Raw genomic sequence first — 16822 nt, 5'->3', positions numbered from 1 at the left:
GGACTTGAGGACGCCGCGGGGTATCAGATTCCCCGCGTAATCGTTAACGACCATCGCGAGCAGGCTCGCTCCTACAAGGGGGCTCGCATTATTCGCCGAGAATCTGCCCCACGGTCGGGTCCTTGAACAGGCGGGTCAATGCATCACTGAGCACATCGCTGACCAGCTTGGTGTTGGTTTCCTGGTTCGGCGCCATACCGAAGCGCTGGTCCAGGGACGAACCATAACGGCCGCTGTAGCGACGGTTGGCGTTCTGCACATCGGAGCGGAAGGTCGCGCCGATGGTGGCTTCGGTCACGTACATGCCTTCCTTGGGCGACTGGTACTTCAACTCCACCAGGGTCACGGTCAGTTGCGGTGCATTCATGGCATTGTTCGTCGGGGTAAAGCCCAACAGACGCACGGCGGCTTCAGCCTGGGCCTGCAGCTTCGGCAGGATCTGCGCGCCCTGCACAGTGATCGCGCTGGTCTCCGGGTACAGGCCACCACGGGTGCCCAGCGTCGGCGACGGGCGACCGTCCACTACACGCACCACGACGGGCTGGCCATGGCCGACCGGGGCCAACTGGGCGGTCAGCTTGGGTTCCGGGCTCAGTTGTTGCGGGCTGTGGGCGCAGCCAACCAGCGTCAAACTGGTCACAGTGATCAAACCGAACAACAGGCGTTGCAACATGCTCTTCTCTCCAGAATCAGGCACAAACAGGCCCGCAGTATAGCGGTGCGCCACTGCGGGGAACCAGCACCTCACAGTGTTTGATGAAATCTCTGACAAACCCTTGGGAAAGCAGTTCATGTCACATATCTGTCATCGCCCATACACTTGCACGTAACGGCTAGTGGGCTATTTTCACCGTAGCCACCCCACAAGGTACTCCAGCATGCGCCACCTGATCTCTCTGTTCGCGCCACGCCCACTGCATCGCTGCTTCGCCCTGCTCGACCGCAATGGCCACTGCCAGGCCTTCAAACAGTGCAGCCTCCAGCCCATGGGCGATGGCTGGGTTGAAATCGAAGAGATCCGCCTGAACTGGCTGGATCAACCGCTGCCTGCCGGCGCCCGGGTCGTTTCGCAGCAGCTACAACCACGCTCGCGTGCACAGCAAATGATGACGACCTGACCAAACACCTAATAAAAGTCATTAAACACGACCATTTCCCTGCGTTTCTTAGATACAATCTCCCCCCGATTATAAGGACGTCTCCTGATCGGGCCTCGCAGCATCGTCAATGCGCTTGCATTGACACCCCGCACCGCCCACAGAGAGCCGCCCACACAGATCGAGTGAAGCTGGCGCGCTTGCTGTTTTGTTGAGCAAAACCTCCACTTTTCGCGAATCTGCAGAGCTGTCATTACGCTCGGTCACTGAGCTGTTTGCCCGTTTTGCCTGCCCTGTATCCCATGGCGGCAATCCATCCGGGCACGGTGCCAGGCTGGGACAGCCCTTTTTGAGGTTCACGTCTTCAAAAGAGCGTGAAAAAAACGGGTTTTCACAACTTCACAAGAGTGTGGCGAGCAAATGAATAGTTTTGCGTCTGAACATGCACCATTAGCGTCTACAACAGCCCAACGACACAGGACCGAGTATTCCTCGAACACCGGAGCCTGAAGCCTGTCCGCTACGGATTTGGTTGCACAAACGGATGTATCGACCATAAGTCGAATTGCCTCCCGCGCGTCGAAATGAGTTCATATGGCTCATGGGCCCGGCAGGTAGCGTCCGTCGAAGTTGCGATAAATTGCGAAGATTCGGACATGGCGATCCTGCCATGGGTACCTGGGGCAACACTGACACGCCCCGTCACTCCTGGCAGCCATGCCGACAATTTGGTGCTGCAGATTTTGGAGACGCGTTAAATGGCGCATAACGAAGCAGTCGACGTAGTACTGGTTGGGGCCGGCATCATGAGTGCCACCCTTGCAGTACTGCTCAAAGAGCTCGACCCCGCGATCAAGCTGGAAGTCGTCGAGCTGATGGATTCCGGTGCCGCGGAGAGTTCCAACCCGTGGAACAACGCCGGTACCGGTCACGCCGGGCTGTGTGAGCTCAACTACACGCCGCAGGCCGCCGATGGCACCGTCGACATCAAGAAAGCCGTGCACATCAACACCCAGTTCGAGGTGTCGAAGCAGTTCTGGTCGTACCTGACCAAAAAAGGCACGTTCGGCTCGTGCAAATCGTTTATCAGCCCGGTGCCACACCTGAGTTTCGTGCAGGGCGACAGCGGCGTGTCCTTCCTCAAGGAACGCTTCAAGGTGCTGAGCAAGCACCACGCCTTCGCCGACATGGAATACACCGAAGACAAGGCCAAAATGGCCGAGTGGATGCCGCTGATGATGCCTGGCCGCGATCCTGGCGAAACCCTCGCCGCGACCCGCGTGATCAATGGCACCGACGTCAACTTCGGCGCCCTGACCAACCAGTTGCTCAAGCACCTGACCAGCGCACCCGATGCACAGGTCAAGTACTGCAAGCGCGTGACCGGCCTCAAGCGTAGCAACGGTGGCTGGACCGTCAGCATCAAGGACGTCAACAGCGGCAACACCCGTGAAGTCGATGCCAAATTCGTCTTCCTCGGCGCTGGCGGCGCGGCACTGCCGCTGCTGCAAGCCTCTGGTATCGAAGAGAGCAAAGGCTTCGGCGGCTTCCCGATCAGCGGCCAGTGGCTGCGTTGCGACAACCCGGAAGTGGTCAAGCACCACCAGGCCAAGGTCTACAGCCAGGCTGCCGTGGGTTCGCCGCCAATGTCCGTGCCGCACCTGGACACCCGCGTGGTCGAAGGCAAGAAGTCCCTGCTGTTCGGACCATACGCCGGCTTCACCACCAAGTTCCTCAAGCACGGCTCCTTCATGGACCTGCCGATGTCGGTTCGTGCCGGCAACATCGGTCCGATGCTGTCCGTGGCAAAAAACAACATGGACCTGACCAAGTACCTGGTCAGCGAAGTGATGCAGTCGATGGAGCAGCGCCTGGAATCCCTGCGTCGCTTCTACCCGCAAGCGAAAGCCGAAGACTGGCGCCTGGAAGTGGCCGGCCAACGGGTGCAAATCATCAAGAAAGACCCGAAAAAAGGCGGCATCCTGCAATTCGGTACCGAACTGGTCGCGGCCAAGGACGGTTCCCTGGCGGCACTGCTCGGCGCTTCGCCAGGTGCCTCGGTGACCGTTTCGATCATGCTTGAGCTGATCGAAAAATGCTTCCCGGGCAAAGCCAAGGGCGAATGGGCCACCAAACTGGCTGAAATCTTCCCGGCCCGGGAAAAGGTTCTGGAAACCGACGCTGCGCTGTATCGCAAGATCAACACGCAGAACAACGTTGCCCTGGAACTGGTTGAAGCCAGCAGCGAGACCGAAAGCTACGCTTGATTCGGCCTTATGAAAAACGCCCCGTTCTCACTGAGAACGGGGCGTTTTTTTATGCCTTTAAAAGATCGTTAACCGCGAGCTTTTTCAATCAGCTCGATGTAATCCTGCGCATTGCGCTGATCCTTGATCAGGGCAACGAAGTCATTGCCGTGCTCATCCTTGCCATTCAGCTCGTAACCCGCTTCGACGAAGAACGTCAGGAAACGCTCGAAATCGTCAATGCGCAGGCCACGATAGGCCTTGACCAGTTTGTGCAGGGACGGAGAAGTCGCGTCGACCGGTTCGAAATCGAGGAACAACTTGATCTGCTCATCGCCGATCTCGTCACCAATCACTTGTTTTTTATCTTTACGCATTGCCGACTCCAGCTCGCAGACATTACACAGGGCGGGCAGTTTACCCCTGCGCAGGCACAGGGCTCAACGCGGACGAGTGCTGCCGGTGTGCAGATCGGCCCAGACATGACCATTGGCGTAGCTGAGAAACTGACAATACACCGTGTCGTTGCGCAGCAAATCGATCACCACGCGGTATTGAGCGAGCGGGTAATAGAGGGTCAGGGTTTTGCTCTTGTCGTCGTAGACCGGCTTCTTCAGGCTTTTGCTTTCACCATCGAAGTTCACCAGCACCTGGCTGATGGTGGCGCCCTTGTTCAGGGATTTGCCCTTGAGACGAATCATTAAAGGCGACGTGACCGGAATCGGCTGTTGATTGGATTGACGCTGGGCACCGACTACCACCGAATAATCGGTGACTTGCATCAGTTGCTGCTGTTCGGGATCGGCATCGCGCAGCGTGAGATCGTCCGGCGGCAGGAATTGACTGTGCATGGGCGCCGGCGCGGCGGCCAGGGGCAGGCTGAGGGTCAGCAACAGGGCGGCGCAGCTGCGGATCAAATGGCTCATGACAGGTTCCGGAATCGAGGCCGGGCACTTTACCATGGGCTGAAGGAAGTGGTTCAAGTGCACAGAAACCACTGTGGGAGCGAGCTTGCTCCGGGCGGCGTTCCGACGATGACGTCGGCACATCCAGCATTAATGTGTCAGTGACATAGCCATCGCGAGCAAGCTCGCTCCCACAGGGTAGGGATCAATCGAACTGCGCGCGCATCCAGGCCTGATACTCGGCAACGCCGGGCTCGCCTTCGCGCGGCGCCCAATGCGCCAGCTCACCTTCACCGACCGGACGGTAAGGGCCGGCCTTGCATTCGAACATCAGGCTGTCGGCCTCCAGCACCACCAAACCGTGGAACACACCGGTTGGCAGGTCCACACCAACACAATCGCCACCGGCCTGAAGCACGGTCTTGCTCAGCACCGTACCGGTCTCATCGAAGATCAACACGCCCAGCCGGCCCTTGAGGACCAACAGGGTTTCGGCCTTGTTGTCGCCCAAATGCCGGTGAGGCGGGATATACGTGGACGGCTGCAACCCCACCGCCATGCGATGGCATGCGTCTTCCATCTGATGGAAGTTGTGATGCTGACGCCCCCGAGGATTGGCCGCAGCTTTCCCGGCCAGCTCGGCGAACAAGGTCTGATCCAGAAAGCGAGGCGTATCCATGTCTTACATTCCTTTAACGGCGAAAATCCCGTTGGCGTTACGCCAGTAGCCTTTGTAGTCCATACCGTAACCGAAGATGTAGCGATCGATGCACGGCAGACCGACGAAATCGGCCTTGAGGTCCGGACGGGCCTTGCGGTCGTGGTCTTTGTCGATCAGCACGGCGGTGTGCACTTTACGTGCGCCAGCGTGTTTGCAGAAGTCGATGATCGCGCCCAGGGTGTGACCTTCGTCGAGGATGTCGTCGATGATCAGCACATCACGGTCGATGAAGGACACTTCCGGCTTGGCTTTCCAGAACAGGTCACCGCCGCTGGTTTCGTTGCGATAGCGGGTGGCGTGCAGGTAGGACGCTTCCAGCGGGAAGTGCAGGTAGGTGAGCAGCTTGCCGGAGAAAATCAGCCCGCCGTTCATCACGCAGAACACCACCGGGTTGCTGTCGGCCATTTGTTCGTTGATTTGTGCACCGACGCGGGCGATGGCCGCCTCGACTTCAGCTTCGGTGTACAGGCAGTCAGCCTCTCGCATGATTTGACGGATATGCTCGAGATCAGCGGACATGGCGCTCTCCAGGGGGTTTGAGGGGAGGGACGGATTCGGAAAAGCGGGCAAAGGTACGCATCAAGCGAGGCCAGATCAAGCCTTTGTGGACTAACGTACTGTATGTCTATAGGACAACACCCTCGGATAGATTAATCTAGACCGGTTTTTTTGCCCGCCGCCGGAGCCTTTCCCAATGCCCATTCATGAGATCCGCCACCCGCTGATCCGCCATAAACTTGGCCTTATGCGCCGTGCAGACATCAGCACGAAGAATTTCCGTGAGCTCGCTCAGGAAGTCGGCGCCCTGCTGACCTATGAAGCCACCAAAGACCTGCCGCTGGAATCCTACGATATCGAAGGCTGGTGCGGCACCGTATCGGTCGAAAAAATCGCCGGCAAGAAAATCACCGTGGTGCCAATCCTGCGTGCCGGCATCGGCATGCTCGAAGGCGTACTCAGCCTGATCCCGGGCGCCAAAGTCAGCGCCGTCGGCGTGGCCCGTAACGAGGAAACCCTCGAAGCCCACACCTATCTGGAAAAACTGGTACCGGAAATCGACGAACGCCTGGCCATGATCATCGACCCGATGCTCGCCACCGGCGGCTCGATGGTTGCCACCATCGACCTGCTGAAAAAAGCCGGCTGCAAGGACATCCGCGCCATGGTGCTGGTCGCCGCGCCAGAAGGCATCGCCGCCGTAGAGAAAGCTCACCCGGACGTGATCATCTACACCGCTTCCATTGATCAAAAACTGAACGAACACGGCTACATCATCCCAGGGCTTGGCGATGCCGGTGACAAGATCTTCGGCACCAAGCAGAAGGACGCGTGAGCATGCAGCAAGAGTTCAACGATCCGCTCTGGCGCACGGTGCTGTCCGGCGCACAGATGCTGTTCGTGGCCTTCGGCGCCCTGGTGTTGATGCCGCTGATCACCGGCCTTGACCCGAACGTGGCGCTGTTCACGGCCGGCCTGGGGACGATCCTGTTCCARATCGTCACCGGGCGTCAGGTGCCGGTGTTCCTGGCATCGAGCTTTGCCTTCATCACCCCGATCATTCTCGCCAAGGGCCAATTCGGCCTCGCCGCGACCATGGGCGGTGTGATGGCGGCGGGTTTCGTCTATACCTTCCTCGGCCTCGCGGTGAAGATCAAAGGCACCGGTTTCATCGACCGCCTGCTACCGCCGGTAGTGATCGGACCGGTGATCATCTCGATTGGCCTGGCCATGGCGCCGATTGCCGCCAACATGGCCATGGGCAAGGCCGGCGACGGCAGTGAATTGATTCATTACCAGACGGCGATGATGATCTCGATGCCCGCACTGCTGACTACGCTGATCGTCGCGGTTTTCGGCAAGGGCATCTTCCGCCTGGTGCCGATCATCTCTGGCGTGCTGGTCGGTTTTGCCATGGCGTTCTATTTCGGCGTGGTCGATACCGCGAAGATTGCAGCGGCACCATGGTTCGCCATCCCGAACTTCACCGCGCCGGAATTCAACTGGCAGGCGATTCTGTTCATCGTTCCGGTGGCCCTCGCCCCGGCCATCGAACACATCGGCGGCGTGATTGCCGTGGGCAGCGTGACCGGTCGCGATTACCTGAAGAAGCCTGGCCTGCACCGTACCCTGCTCGGCGACGGCATTGCCACCACGGCGGCAGGTCTGTTCGGCGGCCCGCCCAACACCACCTACGCCGAAGTGACCGGCGCAGTCATGCTGACCAAGAACTACAACCCGAAAATCATGACCTGGGCGGCGATCTTCGCCATCAGCCTGGCGTTCATCGGCAAGTTCGGTGCACTGTTGCAAAGCATTCCGGTACCGGTGATGGGCGGGATTCTCTGCCTGTTGTTCGGTTCGATTGCGGCGGTGGGGATGAACACACTGATCCGCCACAAGATCGATCTGGCCGAGGCGCGCAATCTGGTGATTGTTTCGGTGACCCTGGTGTTCGGGATCGGCGGCGTGCTGATCGGCACCGGCACCGGGCCGGACGATTTCGGCCTCAAGGGCATCGCGCTGTGCGCAGTGGTGGCGATTGGCTTGAACCTGATCCTGCCGGGAAATGACAGCTGGAAGCACAAGAAAGCGCATGAGCCGCTGCTGTAATGCTTCAAGAGCTTTGTTGTTAATGAAATAGCTTTCGCGAGCAGGCTCGCTCCCACAGGAGATTTGTGAACAACACAAATCAAAATGTGGGAGCGAGCCTGCTCGCGATGCTTTAAAGCGCCAACGGTGCCCTTTCGCACAACGCACTCAACGCCCGCGCCCAGTGCGGATCATCGTTTAGGCACGGCACCAGCACCAACTCCTCTCCCCCTGCAGCGCGGAATTGCTCCTTGCCGCGATCACCAATCTCCTCCAGTGTCTCGAYGCAATCGGCAACGAACGCCGGGCACATCACCAGAATCTTTTTCACGCCGCTTTTGGCCAACTCATCGAGACGCGCTTCGGTGTAGGGTTCGATCCATTTGGCCCGCCCCAGACGCGACTGGAACGACACCGACCACTTGCCCTCCGGCAGCCCCAAACGCTTGGCGACCTCTGCCGCCGTGCGCAGGCATTGGCCGCGATAACAGGTGGCGACCACCTCCGGCGGCGCCCCGGCGCAGCAATCACCGCCACCCTCGAAGCTGTGACCGGGGTTGAGCTTCTTCAGATGCCGTTCCGGCAAGCCGTGAAAGCTCATCAGCAAATGATCGAAATCCTGCTCCAGGTAGGACCTGGTCGTGGCCACCAGCGCATCGAGGTATTCCGGTTGGTCGTAGAACGGTTGCAGCACCGACAGCTGTACGTCGAGGTTTTTCTCGCACACCACGCGTTTGGCTTCCGCGATGACCGTGGTGGTGGTGCTGTCAGCGAACTGTGGATATAGCGGCGCCAGCGTGATTCGCTTGTGCCCCGCGGCAACCATGCGAACCAGTGTCGATTCGATCGAAGGCTCGCCGTAACGCATGRCCAGTTCGACCGGGCCGTGGTGCCACTGGTCAGTCATGGCTTGTTGCAGACGACGACTGAGTACCACCAGCGGCGAGCCCTCGTCCCACCAGATCGAGGCATAAGCATGAGCCGACTGCTCGGGACGCTTGATCAGGATCAGCGATACCAGCAAGCGTCGAACCGGCCATGGCAGGTCGATCACGTACGGGTCCATCAGAAATTGATTGAGGTAGCTGCGCACATCCGCCACCGAGGTGGAGGCAGGTGAACCCAGGTTGACCAGAAGCAACGCGTGATCGGTCATGCAACGTCCTATTTCAAAGGCGACCGGACAGATCGTCCAGAGCCGCGCGCAATTCCGTGAACTGAAAAGTGAAACCAGCCTGTAACAATCGCACCGGGGTGGCGCGCTGGCCGCCCAGCAACAGCAAGGACAACTCGCCCAACCCAACCCTCAATGCGAAGGCCGGCATCGGCATGAACGCCGGGCGATGCAGCACGTCGCCCAACGCCTTGGCAAACTCGCGGTTGCGCACCGGTTTGGGCGCGCACGCATTATAGGGACCGCTGGCCTCGTTGCGATGCAGAAGAAAATCAATGAGGGCGATTTGATCGTCGATATGAATCCACGGCATCCACTGCCGGCCGTTGCCGATCGGCCCTCCCAGACCCAGTTTGAACGGCAGTAACAGCCGCGACAAAAAGCCGCCCTCCGCCGACAGCACCAACCCGGTACGGATGTGAATGACGCGAATGCCCATCGCTTCGGCCCGCTGTGCAGTCTCCTCCCAGGCGATGCATAACTGGCTGGCGAAGTCTTCACTGACCGGCCCCGAATCCTCGGTCAGTTCACGCTCGCCGCCGTCGCCATACCAGCCGACAGCCGAACCGGAAATCAAGACCCGGGGTTTATGCTCGCGACTTTCGAGCCACGCCAGCAAGGTTTCGGTGAGGGTGATGCGGCTGCTCCACAACAAGGCTTTACGCTTGTGCGTCCAGAGTCGGTCGGCAATCGGCGCTCCGGCCAGATTGACGATCGCATCCACCGGCTCCTGCCCCAGATCCCCCAACCGGGCAATTCCACGCACTTGGGCACCACATATTTTCGCGACTTTTCCAGGCTGACGACTCCAGACTGTCAGGCGATATCCCTGAGCCGACCAGTGCCGGCAAAGTTGACGTCCTATCAAACCAGTACCGCCGGTCAGCAATATGTGCATGACTTCTTCCTCGCGTGGCGTTTTACCCTGTCCATTAGTCTATTTTTATAAGCAGGGATCTTTGGTATCGAGCAGGCTCTATGTTTAACAATAGGCCAAGCTGTCAGAACAAGAACGCTAAAAGTTATACCAATAAACAATATTGTACAGGTTTGAACCCCGGCGTAGTCTGTACAGAAAGGTAAACGAGGCCCCTATGACTGTACCTATCGCAATCATTGGCACCGGCATCGCCGGACTCTCCGCCGCCCAGGCTCTGACTGACCTCGGGCRTGTGGTTCAATTATTCGATAAAAGCCGCGGCAGTGGCGGGCGCATGTCGAGCAAGCGCAGCGATGCGGGAGCGCTGGACATGGGCGCGCAGTATTTCACCGCCCGTGACCGGCGCTTTGTCACCGAAGTCCAGCGCTGGCAAGCCAAGGGTTGGGTCGCTGAATGGACGCCGCAGCTGTACACCTATCATGGCGGCCAGCTTAACCTGTCGCCGGACGAGCAGACCCGCTGGGTCGGCACGCCGCATATGAGTGCCATCACCCGCGCCCTGCTCGGTGACCTTGAAGTGCATTTCGCCTGCCGTATCACCGAGGTCTATCGCGGTGAAGAGCACTGGCACCTACAGGACGCCGAGGGTTTCACCCACGGACCGTTCAGCCACGTGGTCATCGCCACGCCGGCCCCACAGGCCACGGCTCTGCTGGCAACAACGCCGAAACTCGCGGGTGCCGCCGCCGGGGTGAAAATGGACCCGACCTGGGCCATCGCCCTGGCCTTCGAAACGCCGCTGGAAACGCCCATGGAAGGCTGCTTCGTCCAGGACAGCCCACTCGACTGGCTGGCCCGCAACCGCAGCAAACCCGGACGCGACAACACCCTCGACACCTGGGTGCTGCACGCCACCAGCGCCTGGAGTCGCCAGCACATTGATCTGTCCAAGGAAGCCGTGATCGAACAACTGCATGGCGCCTTCGCCGAACTGCTGCACGATTCCATGCCCGCACCGACCTTCAGCCTCGCCCACCGCTGGCTTTACGCCCGCCCCGCCAGCAGTCACGAATGGGGCACCCTGGCCGATGCCGACCTGGGGCTGTACGCCTGTGGCGACTGGTGCCTTTCCGGACGCGTCGAAGGGGCCTGGCTCAGCGGTCAGGAAGCCGCCCGCCGCTTGCATGAACACCTGCAGTAAAGAGCATCAATCCGAGCAAATCGCTGCTGTCGCCTTGGCAGCAGTCGTCAGAAAACCTGTACATAAAATTTGACTTGTACAACTTCGAATCTATGATGAAGTTATCTTGTACAGACTCGAATGTTTGTACAGGTTCAGATTCGAGGTGCTCCGATGCCCCACGCCCCCGCCAAACCGAAAATCGCCATCAGCGCCTGCCTGCTGCACCCGGACTTGCCGGTGGAGGAAGACGGCCGGCTCAACGATCCGGCGCTGCGGGAAAACTTCCTCACCCGCATGTTCGCCTATGGCGCCTGGCAGCAGTTGTGCCAGGAAGGCTTGACCCGTCGCGGTCTCACGGACTTTCACTCGCGCTACAAGTACCTGCTGATGGCCCACAACCCGGTGCAATACAAAACCCTGGGCCGCCTACTGGGCAACATGAGCCATACCGATCCGCAGGAACTCGGCCCACGCTATTTCAGCGAACTGATGGTTGCGCTGAAAAAATGCGCCACCCGCCGCACTCACACCAACGTCCTGCAACACCTCAGTGGCTACCTGAAACAGGCCATCAGCGGCGAAGACAAGCAGGAAGTGCAGCACGTGATCAACCAGTACCGCCTGGGCATCGTGCCGCTGGTGGTGCCGCTGACGCTGCTCAAACATCACTTTCGCCAACACCCCGATCCGTACATCGCACAGCAGGTTTACCTGCAACCGCACCCGGAAAACCTCAGCCTGCGAAACGCCATCTGATGAAAAAAGCACTCGACACCAGCGCCCGCGAAGACCTCGGCGATGACTTTCAAAAGGCACTGGACGAAGGCTGGCTGCCGATCCGTGAAGTGGCGCGGCAAACCGGGGTCAATGCCGTGACCTTGCGCGCCTGGGAACGGCGCTACGGTCTGATCGTGCCGCTGCGCACGCCCAAGGGCCATCGGTTGTTCTCGGCCGACCACGTACAACGCATCCAGACCATCCTCACCTGGCTCAACCGTGGCGTTGCCGTCAGCCAGGTCAAGCCATTGCTCGACACACCGCAAGCCTTCAGTGTTTCCGTCGATAACGATTGGTACGCGTTGCTGCAAACGTTGCTGCAGGCGGTCAGCCGATTGCAGGAACGTACCCTGGATGACAGCGTCAATCAGGCGATGGCGCTGTATCCGCCGCGAACCCTGTGCGAGCAATTGCTGATGCCCTTGCTGGCTGCTCTGGAGCAACACTGGCAAGGCCAGTTCGGGGCGCAGATGGAGCGGGGCTTTTTTTGTGCCTGGCTGCGCAGCAAGTTCGGTGCGCGCATCTACCACAACAATCGTCAGTTGCGCACTGCGCCGCTACTGCTGGTCAACCACTCGGACCTGCCCATGGAGCCACACCTTTGGCTAACGGCCTGGCTGATCAGCAGCGCGGATTGCCCGGTGGAGGTCTTCGACTGGCCGCTGCCTGTCGGCGAACTGACATTGGCGGTCGAACTTCTGCAACCCCGTGGGGTTCTGCTGTACTCAAGCAAAGCCCTGAATCTGGCGCAGCTGCCGAAACTTTTCAAAGGCATCAGTTGCCCAAAAATGATTGCCGGACCAACGGTATGCATCCACCACACCGAGTTGTCCGCAAGTACTGCCGAGATCGCTGACTTGTACCTGGCCGAAGACCCGCTGTCGGCACATCAGGCACTCGTTCAGCGCGGGCTGATTTAAATGGATCGAGTGGACACCCACATGCAATTGATCTGGCTGCGCAGCGACTTGCGCCTGCATGACAACACCGCCCTCTCGGCTGCCGCGGCTAGCGGCCCGTGCGTGGCGGTGTTTCTGCTGAGCCCGGAACAATGGCTGGAGCACGACGATGCGCCCTGCAAAGTGGACTTCTGGCTGCGTAACCTGCGCGAGTTGAGCCGCGAACTGGGTCAACTGAACATTCCCCTGCTGGTCCGCCGGGCACCTCGCTGGGATGACACCCCCAGCGTATTGCTGAACCTGTGCCGACAGTTGCAGATCGACGCTGTGTACCTCAACGAAGAGTACGGCATCCACGAATCCCGTCGCGATGCAGCCGTCACCCAGACGCTAAAGGCCGAAGGCATCGAAGTTCATCGCTACCTCGATCAATTGCTGTTCAAGCCAGGGAGCGTACTGACCCGGACCGGCACTTACTTTCAGGTCTTCAGCCAGTTCCGCAAAGTCTGCTACGAACGACTGCRCCACTCACTGCCCAGCCTGGTCCGCGCACCGCACAAACAAGCGCCGCTGAACATTGCCAGCGATGCGGTCCCCGTGAGTGTCGACGGCTTCGCAACGCCCGATGAGAACCTGCGCAACCTGTGGCCGGCGGGCGAAACCGAAGCCCGGCATCGCCTCGACAGCTTTAGCGATATGCAGATCGAGCACTATCAAAGCGAACGGGATTTCCCGGCGAAGCCCGGTACCAGTCAGCTCTCGGCCTATCTCGCCGCCGGGGTGATCTCTCCTCGCCAATGCCTGCACGCCGCCTTGAACAGCAATCAGGGTGAGTTCGAAAGCGGCAAGACCGGCGCCGTCACCTGGATCAACGAACTGCTGTGGCGCGAGTTCTACAAACACATCCTGGTGGGCTACCCACGGGTTGGCCGACACCGCGCGTTTCGTCCGGAAACCGAAGCGCTGGCCTGGCGCAACGCCCCTGAAGAACTCGCCGCCTGGCAACAGGCGCGAACCGGCTTGCCGATCATCGACGCCGCCATGCGCCAATTGCTGTCTACCGGCTGGATGCACAACCGCCTGCGCATGGTGGTGGCGATGTTTTTGACCAAAAACCTGCTGATCGACTGGCGTGAAGGCGAACGCTTTTTCATGCGTCACCTGATTGATGGCGACCTGGCGGCGAACAATGGCGGCTGGCAGTGGAGTTCCTCCACCGGCACCGACTCGGCGCCCTACTTCCGGATTTTCAACCCGCTGAGCCAGTCGGAAAAATTCGACCCCGAGGGCGTGTTCATCAAGCAATGGCTGCCGCAACTGGCCGGGTTGAATAAAAAAGACGTGCACAACCCTTCCAATCTCGGCGGTCTTTTCGGTGTTGTGGATTACCCCTCACCAATCGTCGACTTGAGTACTTCCCGTGCGCGCGCGTTGACGGCGTTCAAAAACCTGCCCTCGCGGCAATACGCCGCCGCTGGGTCATGAATTACCGCCACCGGGATCACTTCGATGCCGGGGCTTTGCATTATGAACACTTACCCGTATTGGGCCGGGCAATTACCCAACTGAAAAGGAGATTGGGATGAGTCGGACACTCGCACGACGATACTGGCTGACGGGTGCCAGCAGCGGCATCGGTGCCGCCCTGGCCGAAGAAATCCTGAAAACCGGTGCGTACCTGGCCGTGAGTTCTCGCACGCTGGGACCGCTCAAAGTCTTGTCGCTACGTTATCCGGGACAGGTGCTGGTGGTCGCCGGAGACCTGACCAACAGCCAGACCGTCCGCGAGATCGGCGAGCGGATTGCCGAGGACTGGGGCTCGCTGGAYACCGTGATACTCAACGCCGGCACCTGCGAGTACGTGGATGCCAAGCAGTTCGATGCGTCGATTGTCGAGCACGTGGTGCGTACCAACCTGTTGGCCAGCAGTTATTGCATCGACGCCGCCCTGCCTTTGCTGCGGGCCGGCACCGCACCGCATATAGTCGCCATGGCCAGTACGGTGACTTACCTGCCGCTGCCCAAGGCAGAAGCCTATGGCACCTCAAAGGTCGGGCTGCGTTACCTGTTAGAATCCCTGCGCATCGACCTGGCCCCCGAAGGCATAGAACTCACGGTGATCAACCCTGGGTTTGTCGGAACGCCGCTGAAGGAGGAAAACGAGTTTTCCATGCCCTTGAGCTGGCCGGTGGAGAAAGCCGCACGGCACATCTTCGAAAAATTCAAGGACCGTCCGCTGGAGATCGCTTTCCCGGCAGCGTTCATGGCCGCCCTCTGGCCGCTCTCCAGACGGCCGGACCAAGTGAAACTCGAGATCGGCAAACCCATGGTGCGCAGCCAGCCACCGAGCAAGGATCAACCGTGAAAAGCGCCATCATCGGCAGCGGTATCGCGGACGTTCCGATACTTGAGCGTCCGTCCGACCTTTCACACAGCACCCGGCGACTGCCTTACACTGCGCGCCATGATAACCATCCCCCATACGCAAATCGCGGAACCCGCAGTCACCTGCTCGACCTGCGCAGCCTGCTGCTGCCAGCTCGAAGTCATGCTGATCACCGATACGGGTGTGCCTGAACGGTTCATCGATACCGATGATTGGGGCGGGGAAGTCATGCTGCGCCTGGACGACGGCTGGTGTGCCGCACTGGATCGCAACACGATGATGTGCACCATCTACGAAAAACGCCCGCTGATCTGCCGGGAGTTCGAGATGGGTGCGCCGGAGTGCATCGACGAACGCCAGGGGATTTCGACGGCGTATCGCTGAACTGAAAAACAACACAGCTACTGTAGGAGCGAGCCTGCTCGCGATTGCGGATTATCAGCCAACCAAGCTGGCAACTGACACACCGTCATCGCGAGCAGGCTCGCTCCTACAGGGGGATGCAATTACAACGGCAACGTGTAATGCAGCGAATAGCTTTCCACACCGTCGTTGGAACTGGCGAGCCCGGCGTTGGAATAGTGCGTCGCGCGGATCCCGACTTCGTGGCCGCCATTGAAGCGCAGGCCAAAACCGAACCGGTCTTCAAACTGGAAAGCACTGCCGATGTTGTTGTCTTCGAGTCGGGTATTGGAGAACACCGCTACGCCAATGCCCGCTTCAACGTACGGTTTGACGTTCTGGCCGGAAAATTCGTAAACGAATACCGGGGAGAACGACAGGCTGTTGGTGCTGGAGGTCTTGTCGCCTTCCCAGTAGGTGTAGGCGCCGCTCCAGTAACCGGTCACGCGACCGACGTCACTCTGCCACCAACTCTGGTCCCAATCGAACTGCATGCCCAGTCGATACGTCATGGTCGAATCGCTGGTCTCACCAACCGCGAACTCCACACCTGCCGCCTGAGCGGTAAAAGTGTGCCCCATTAGTGCGGCCGCAATCGCGGCCAAGCAGAATAGTCGCTTCATTAGAAACTTCCTTTTCCGAACAATTTCGTATGGTTTTTTTGTTGCTCGCCCTGAAAAGCTATGGAAATCGGCGATTTATCAGAAGCTCACCCCAATTTTTCGTTTGATTCCCCGGGACTTTCTTACCTGTTGAAGCTTCGCACAATGCCAGCCGTATTCCACAGTATCGGCAAGATATTTCTGAAATGAAGCGGATCGGCACTGGTCCAGAACTGCGCCTCACGGGCTGGCCCATCGGCGAGCAGCTCGCCTTCGGCCAGCAGCCGCTGAAGCTGGCGCGCGACGGCGGCGCCGGTGTCGATGAGGCTGATGTCCTCGGGAATCATTTGCCGAAGCATCGGTTTGAGAAAGGGATAATGGGTGCAGCCGAGAATCAGGGTGTCCGCGCCGGCGGCCAGCAGTGGTTCGACATACCCGGCCAGCAGCTGACGCAGCTCGGGGCTACGCAGATCACCATTTTCAATCAGCTCCACCAGCCCGGGACACGGCTGGGTGATCACTTTCACGTCCGTGGCGAAGCGGTCGAGCAATGCGGCGAACTTGGCGCTCTGCAAGGTACCGGTGGTGGCCAGCACCCCCACCACGCCAGAGCGGGTTGCGGCGGCGGCGGGTTTGACTGCCGGCTCCATGCCGACAATGGGCCATTCGGGATAGTCGCGACGCAAATCGGCGACACCGGCCACCGTCGCCGTGTTGCAGGCCAGCACCAGGGCCTTGGCACCCTGCTGCTGAAAGAAGTCGGCCATCACGCTGCAACGCTGCCGGATAAATTCCGGGGTTTTCTCGCCGTAGGGAATATTCCCGCAGTCAGCGACGTACATCAGCGTCTCATTGGGCAACAAACGCTGGATCTCGGCCAGTACCGAGAGCCCGCCGACACCGGAGTCGAACACGCCAATCGGCGCTTCACGCATGTTTCGACCCACAGACGCTGCAGCCC

General features: G+C 59.6%; 18 protein-coding genes and 2 pseudogenes. 11 read left to right on the top strand and 9 right to left on the bottom strand.

Going from position 1 to position 16822, the window contains the following annotated elements:
* Positions 1 to 88: 88 nt before the first annotated feature.
* Positions 89 to 673: a YajG family lipoprotein gene (locus ACXRVY_RS05845; protein ID WP_223461158.1), complete on the bottom strand. Its 585-nt coding sequence runs from the start codon at positions 671 to 673 to the stop codon at positions 89 to 91.
* 205 nt (positions 674 to 878) lie between these two features.
* Here ACXRVY_RS05845 and ACXRVY_RS05840 point away from each other — a divergent pair, with 205 nt between their 5' ends.
* Entirely contained in the window at positions 879 to 1118 is a 240-nt protein-coding gene (locus ACXRVY_RS05840; protein ID WP_223461156.1) for a hypothetical protein, read from the top strand.
* Positions 1119 to 1855: 737 nt separating this feature from the next.
* On the top strand, positions 1856 to 3364 hold the full coding sequence (gene mqo / locus ACXRVY_RS05835) for a malate dehydrogenase (quinone) (protein ID WP_223461154.1): 1509 nt from the start codon (positions 1856 to 1858) through the stop codon (positions 3362 to 3364).
* Positions 3365 to 3432: 68 nt separating this feature from the next.
* Here the strand turns inward: mqo and ACXRVY_RS05830 are convergent, their stop codons facing one another.
* The 4 genes from ACXRVY_RS05830 to ACXRVY_RS05815 all read right to left on the bottom strand — a co-directional run bounded on the left by ACXRVY_RS05830 (position 3433) and on the right by ACXRVY_RS05815 (position 5488).
* Positions 3433 to 3720, bottom strand: a complete 288-nt coding sequence (locus tag ACXRVY_RS05830) for a PA4642 family protein (RefSeq protein ID WP_223461152.1) — start codon at positions 3718 to 3720, stop codon at positions 3433 to 3435.
* A 63-nt stretch (positions 3721 to 3783) separates the two neighbouring features.
* Positions 3784 to 4269 carry a hypothetical protein gene (locus ACXRVY_RS05825; protein WP_223461150.1) on the bottom strand — a complete coding sequence of 162 codons (486 nt, stop codon included), beginning with the start codon at positions 4267 to 4269 and terminating at the stop codon, positions 3784 to 3786.
* Between the two features lie 184 nt (positions 4270 to 4453).
* On the bottom strand, positions 4454 to 4927 hold the full coding sequence (locus ACXRVY_RS05820; protein ID WP_007981336.1) for a WbuC family cupin fold metalloprotein: 474 nt from the start codon (positions 4925 to 4927) through the stop codon (positions 4454 to 4456).
* A 3-nt stretch (positions 4928 to 4930) separates the two neighbouring features.
* Positions 4931 to 5488: a hypoxanthine-guanine phosphoribosyltransferase gene (locus ACXRVY_RS05815; RefSeq protein WP_150728000.1), complete on the bottom strand. Its 558-nt coding sequence runs from the start codon at positions 5486 to 5488 to the stop codon at positions 4931 to 4933.
* Between the two features lie 175 nt (positions 5489 to 5663).
* On the opposite strand from ACXRVY_RS05815, the gene upp reads away from it, so the two are divergent.
* Positions 5664 to 6302 carry a uracil phosphoribosyltransferase gene (gene upp / locus ACXRVY_RS05810; protein WP_108214877.1) on the top strand — a complete coding sequence of 213 codons (639 nt, stop codon included), beginning with the start codon at positions 5664 to 5666 and terminating at the stop codon, positions 6300 to 6302.
* 2 nt (positions 6303 to 6304) lie between these two features.
* A complete protein-coding gene (locus ACXRVY_RS05805) occupies positions 6305 to 7579 on the top strand; it encodes a uracil-xanthine permease family protein (protein ID WP_223461148.1) in 1275 nt (424 codons plus the stop codon).
* A 112-nt stretch (positions 7580 to 7691) separates the two neighbouring features.
* Here the strand turns inward: ACXRVY_RS05805 and hemH are convergent, their stop codons facing one another.
* Both hemH and ACXRVY_RS05795 read right to left on the bottom strand, forming a co-directional pair.
* A complete protein-coding gene (gene hemH / locus ACXRVY_RS05800; protein WP_458237104.1) occupies positions 7692 to 8714 on the bottom strand; it encodes a ferrochelatase in 1023 nt (340 codons plus the stop codon).
* Positions 8715 to 8727: 13 nt separating this feature from the next.
* Positions 8728 to 9630, bottom strand: coding sequence for a TIGR01777 family oxidoreductase (locus ACXRVY_RS05795; protein ID WP_223461144.1), 903 nt, complete (start codon positions 9628 to 9630; stop codon positions 8728 to 8730).
* Between the two features lie 196 nt (positions 9631 to 9826).
* On the opposite strand from ACXRVY_RS05795, the gene ACXRVY_RS05790 reads away from it, so the two are divergent.
* From ACXRVY_RS05790 to ACXRVY_RS05760, 7 genes and pseudogenes are all read left to right on the top strand, one after another.
* Positions 9827 to 10813, top strand: coding sequence for an NAD(P)/FAD-dependent oxidoreductase (locus tag ACXRVY_RS05790; protein WP_458237103.1), 987 nt, complete (start codon positions 9827 to 9829; stop codon positions 10811 to 10813).
* Between the two features lie 192 nt (positions 10814 to 11005).
* Positions 11006 to 11551, top strand: a pseudogene (locus ACXRVY_RS05785) (YbgA family protein); the annotation flags it as partial.
* Entirely contained in the window at positions 11551 to 12492 is a 942-nt protein-coding gene (locus ACXRVY_RS05780) for a MerR family transcriptional regulator (protein ID WP_223461139.1), read from the top strand. The pseudogene ACXRVY_RS05785 and the gene ACXRVY_RS05780, both read left to right, overlap by 1 nt.
* A 21-nt stretch (positions 12493 to 12513) precedes the next feature.
* The gene (phrB, locus tag ACXRVY_RS05775; protein WP_458237102.1) at positions 12514 to 13956 is read left to right on the top strand and encodes a deoxyribodipyrimidine photo-lyase; all 1443 of its coding nucleotides are present in this window, start codon (positions 12514 to 12516) and stop codon (positions 13954 to 13956) included.
* A 2-nt stretch (positions 13957 to 13958) separates the two neighbouring features.
* Positions 13959 to 14057: pseudogene (locus tag ACXRVY_RS05770) on the top strand (nuclear transport factor 2 family protein); the annotation flags it as partial.
* Positions 14054 to 14836 carry an SDR family NAD(P)-dependent oxidoreductase gene (locus ACXRVY_RS05765; protein ID WP_223461135.1) on the top strand — a complete coding sequence of 261 codons (783 nt, stop codon included), beginning with the start codon at positions 14054 to 14056 and terminating at the stop codon, positions 14834 to 14836. The pseudogene ACXRVY_RS05770 and the gene ACXRVY_RS05765, both read left to right, overlap by 4 nt.
* Before the next feature lie 99 nt (positions 14837 to 14935).
* Positions 14936 to 15241, top strand: coding sequence for a YkgJ family cysteine cluster protein (locus ACXRVY_RS05760; RefSeq protein ID WP_223461133.1), 306 nt, complete (start codon positions 14936 to 14938; stop codon positions 15239 to 15241).
* A 122-nt stretch (positions 15242 to 15363) separates the two neighbouring features.
* Here ACXRVY_RS05760 and ACXRVY_RS05755 read toward each other — a convergent pair whose 3' ends face one another.
* Positions 15364 to 15882 carry an acyloxyacyl hydrolase gene (locus ACXRVY_RS05755; RefSeq protein WP_223461131.1) on the bottom strand — a complete coding sequence of 173 codons (519 nt, stop codon included), beginning with the start codon at positions 15880 to 15882 and terminating at the stop codon, positions 15364 to 15366.
* A 122-nt stretch (positions 15883 to 16004) separates the two neighbouring features.
* Positions 16005 to 16796 (bottom strand): glutamate racemase, encoded by a 792-nt coding sequence (gene murI, locus ACXRVY_RS05750; protein ID WP_223461129.1) that lies wholly within the window; start codon positions 16794 to 16796, stop codon positions 16005 to 16007.
* Between the last annotated feature and the right edge of the window lie 26 nt (positions 16797 to 16822).

The organism is Pseudomonas sp. P5_A2_2 (genome assembly GCF_054177685.1).
This window is presented reverse-complemented; position numbering and strand designations above follow the sequence as displayed.

Coding starts and splice junctions, on each gene's coding strand:
- ACXRVY_RS05845 (WP_223461158.1), bottom strand. CDS start 673: ATGTTGCAACGCCTGTTGTTCGGTTTGATCACTGTGACCAGTTTGACG.
- mqo (WP_223461154.1), top strand. CDS start 1,856: ATGGCGCATAACGAAGCAGTCGACGTAGTACTGGTTGGGGCCGGCATC.
- ACXRVY_RS05795 (WP_223461144.1), bottom strand. CDS start 9,630: ATGCACATATTGCTGACCGGCGGTACTGGTTTGATAGGACGTCAACTT.
- ACXRVY_RS05840 (WP_223461156.1), top strand. CDS start 879: ATGCGCCACCTGATCTCTCTGTTCGCGCCACGCCCACTGCATCGCTGC.
- ACXRVY_RS05760 (WP_223461133.1), top strand. CDS start 14,936: ATGATAACCATCCCCCATACGCAAATCGCGGAACCCGCAGTCACCTGC.
- ACXRVY_RS05830 (WP_223461152.1), bottom strand. CDS start 3,720: ATGCGTAAAGATAAAAAACAAGTGATTGGTGACGAGATCGGCGATGAG.
- ACXRVY_RS05780 (WP_223461139.1), top strand. CDS start 11,551: ATGAAAAAAGCACTCGACACCAGCGCCCGCGAAGACCTCGGCGATGAC.
- ACXRVY_RS05820 (WP_007981336.1), bottom strand. CDS start 4,927: ATGGATACGCCTCGCTTTCTGGATCAGACCTTGTTCGCCGAGCTGGCC.
- ACXRVY_RS05825 (WP_223461150.1), bottom strand. CDS start 4,269: ATGAGCCATTTGATCCGCAGCTGCGCCGCCCTGTTGCTGACCCTCAGC.
- ACXRVY_RS05755 (WP_223461131.1), bottom strand. CDS start 15,882: ATGAAGCGACTATTCTGCTTGGCCGCGATTGCGGCCGCACTAATGGGG.
- upp (WP_108214877.1), top strand. CDS start 5,664: ATGCCCATTCATGAGATCCGCCACCCGCTGATCCGCCATAAACTTGGC.
- ACXRVY_RS05815 (WP_150728000.1), bottom strand. CDS start 5,488: ATGTCCGCTGATCTCGAGCATATCCGTCAAATCATGCGAGAGGCTGAC.
- murI (WP_223461129.1), bottom strand. CDS start 16,796: ATGCGTGAAGCGCCGATTGGCGTGTTCGACTCCGGTGTCGGCGGGCTC.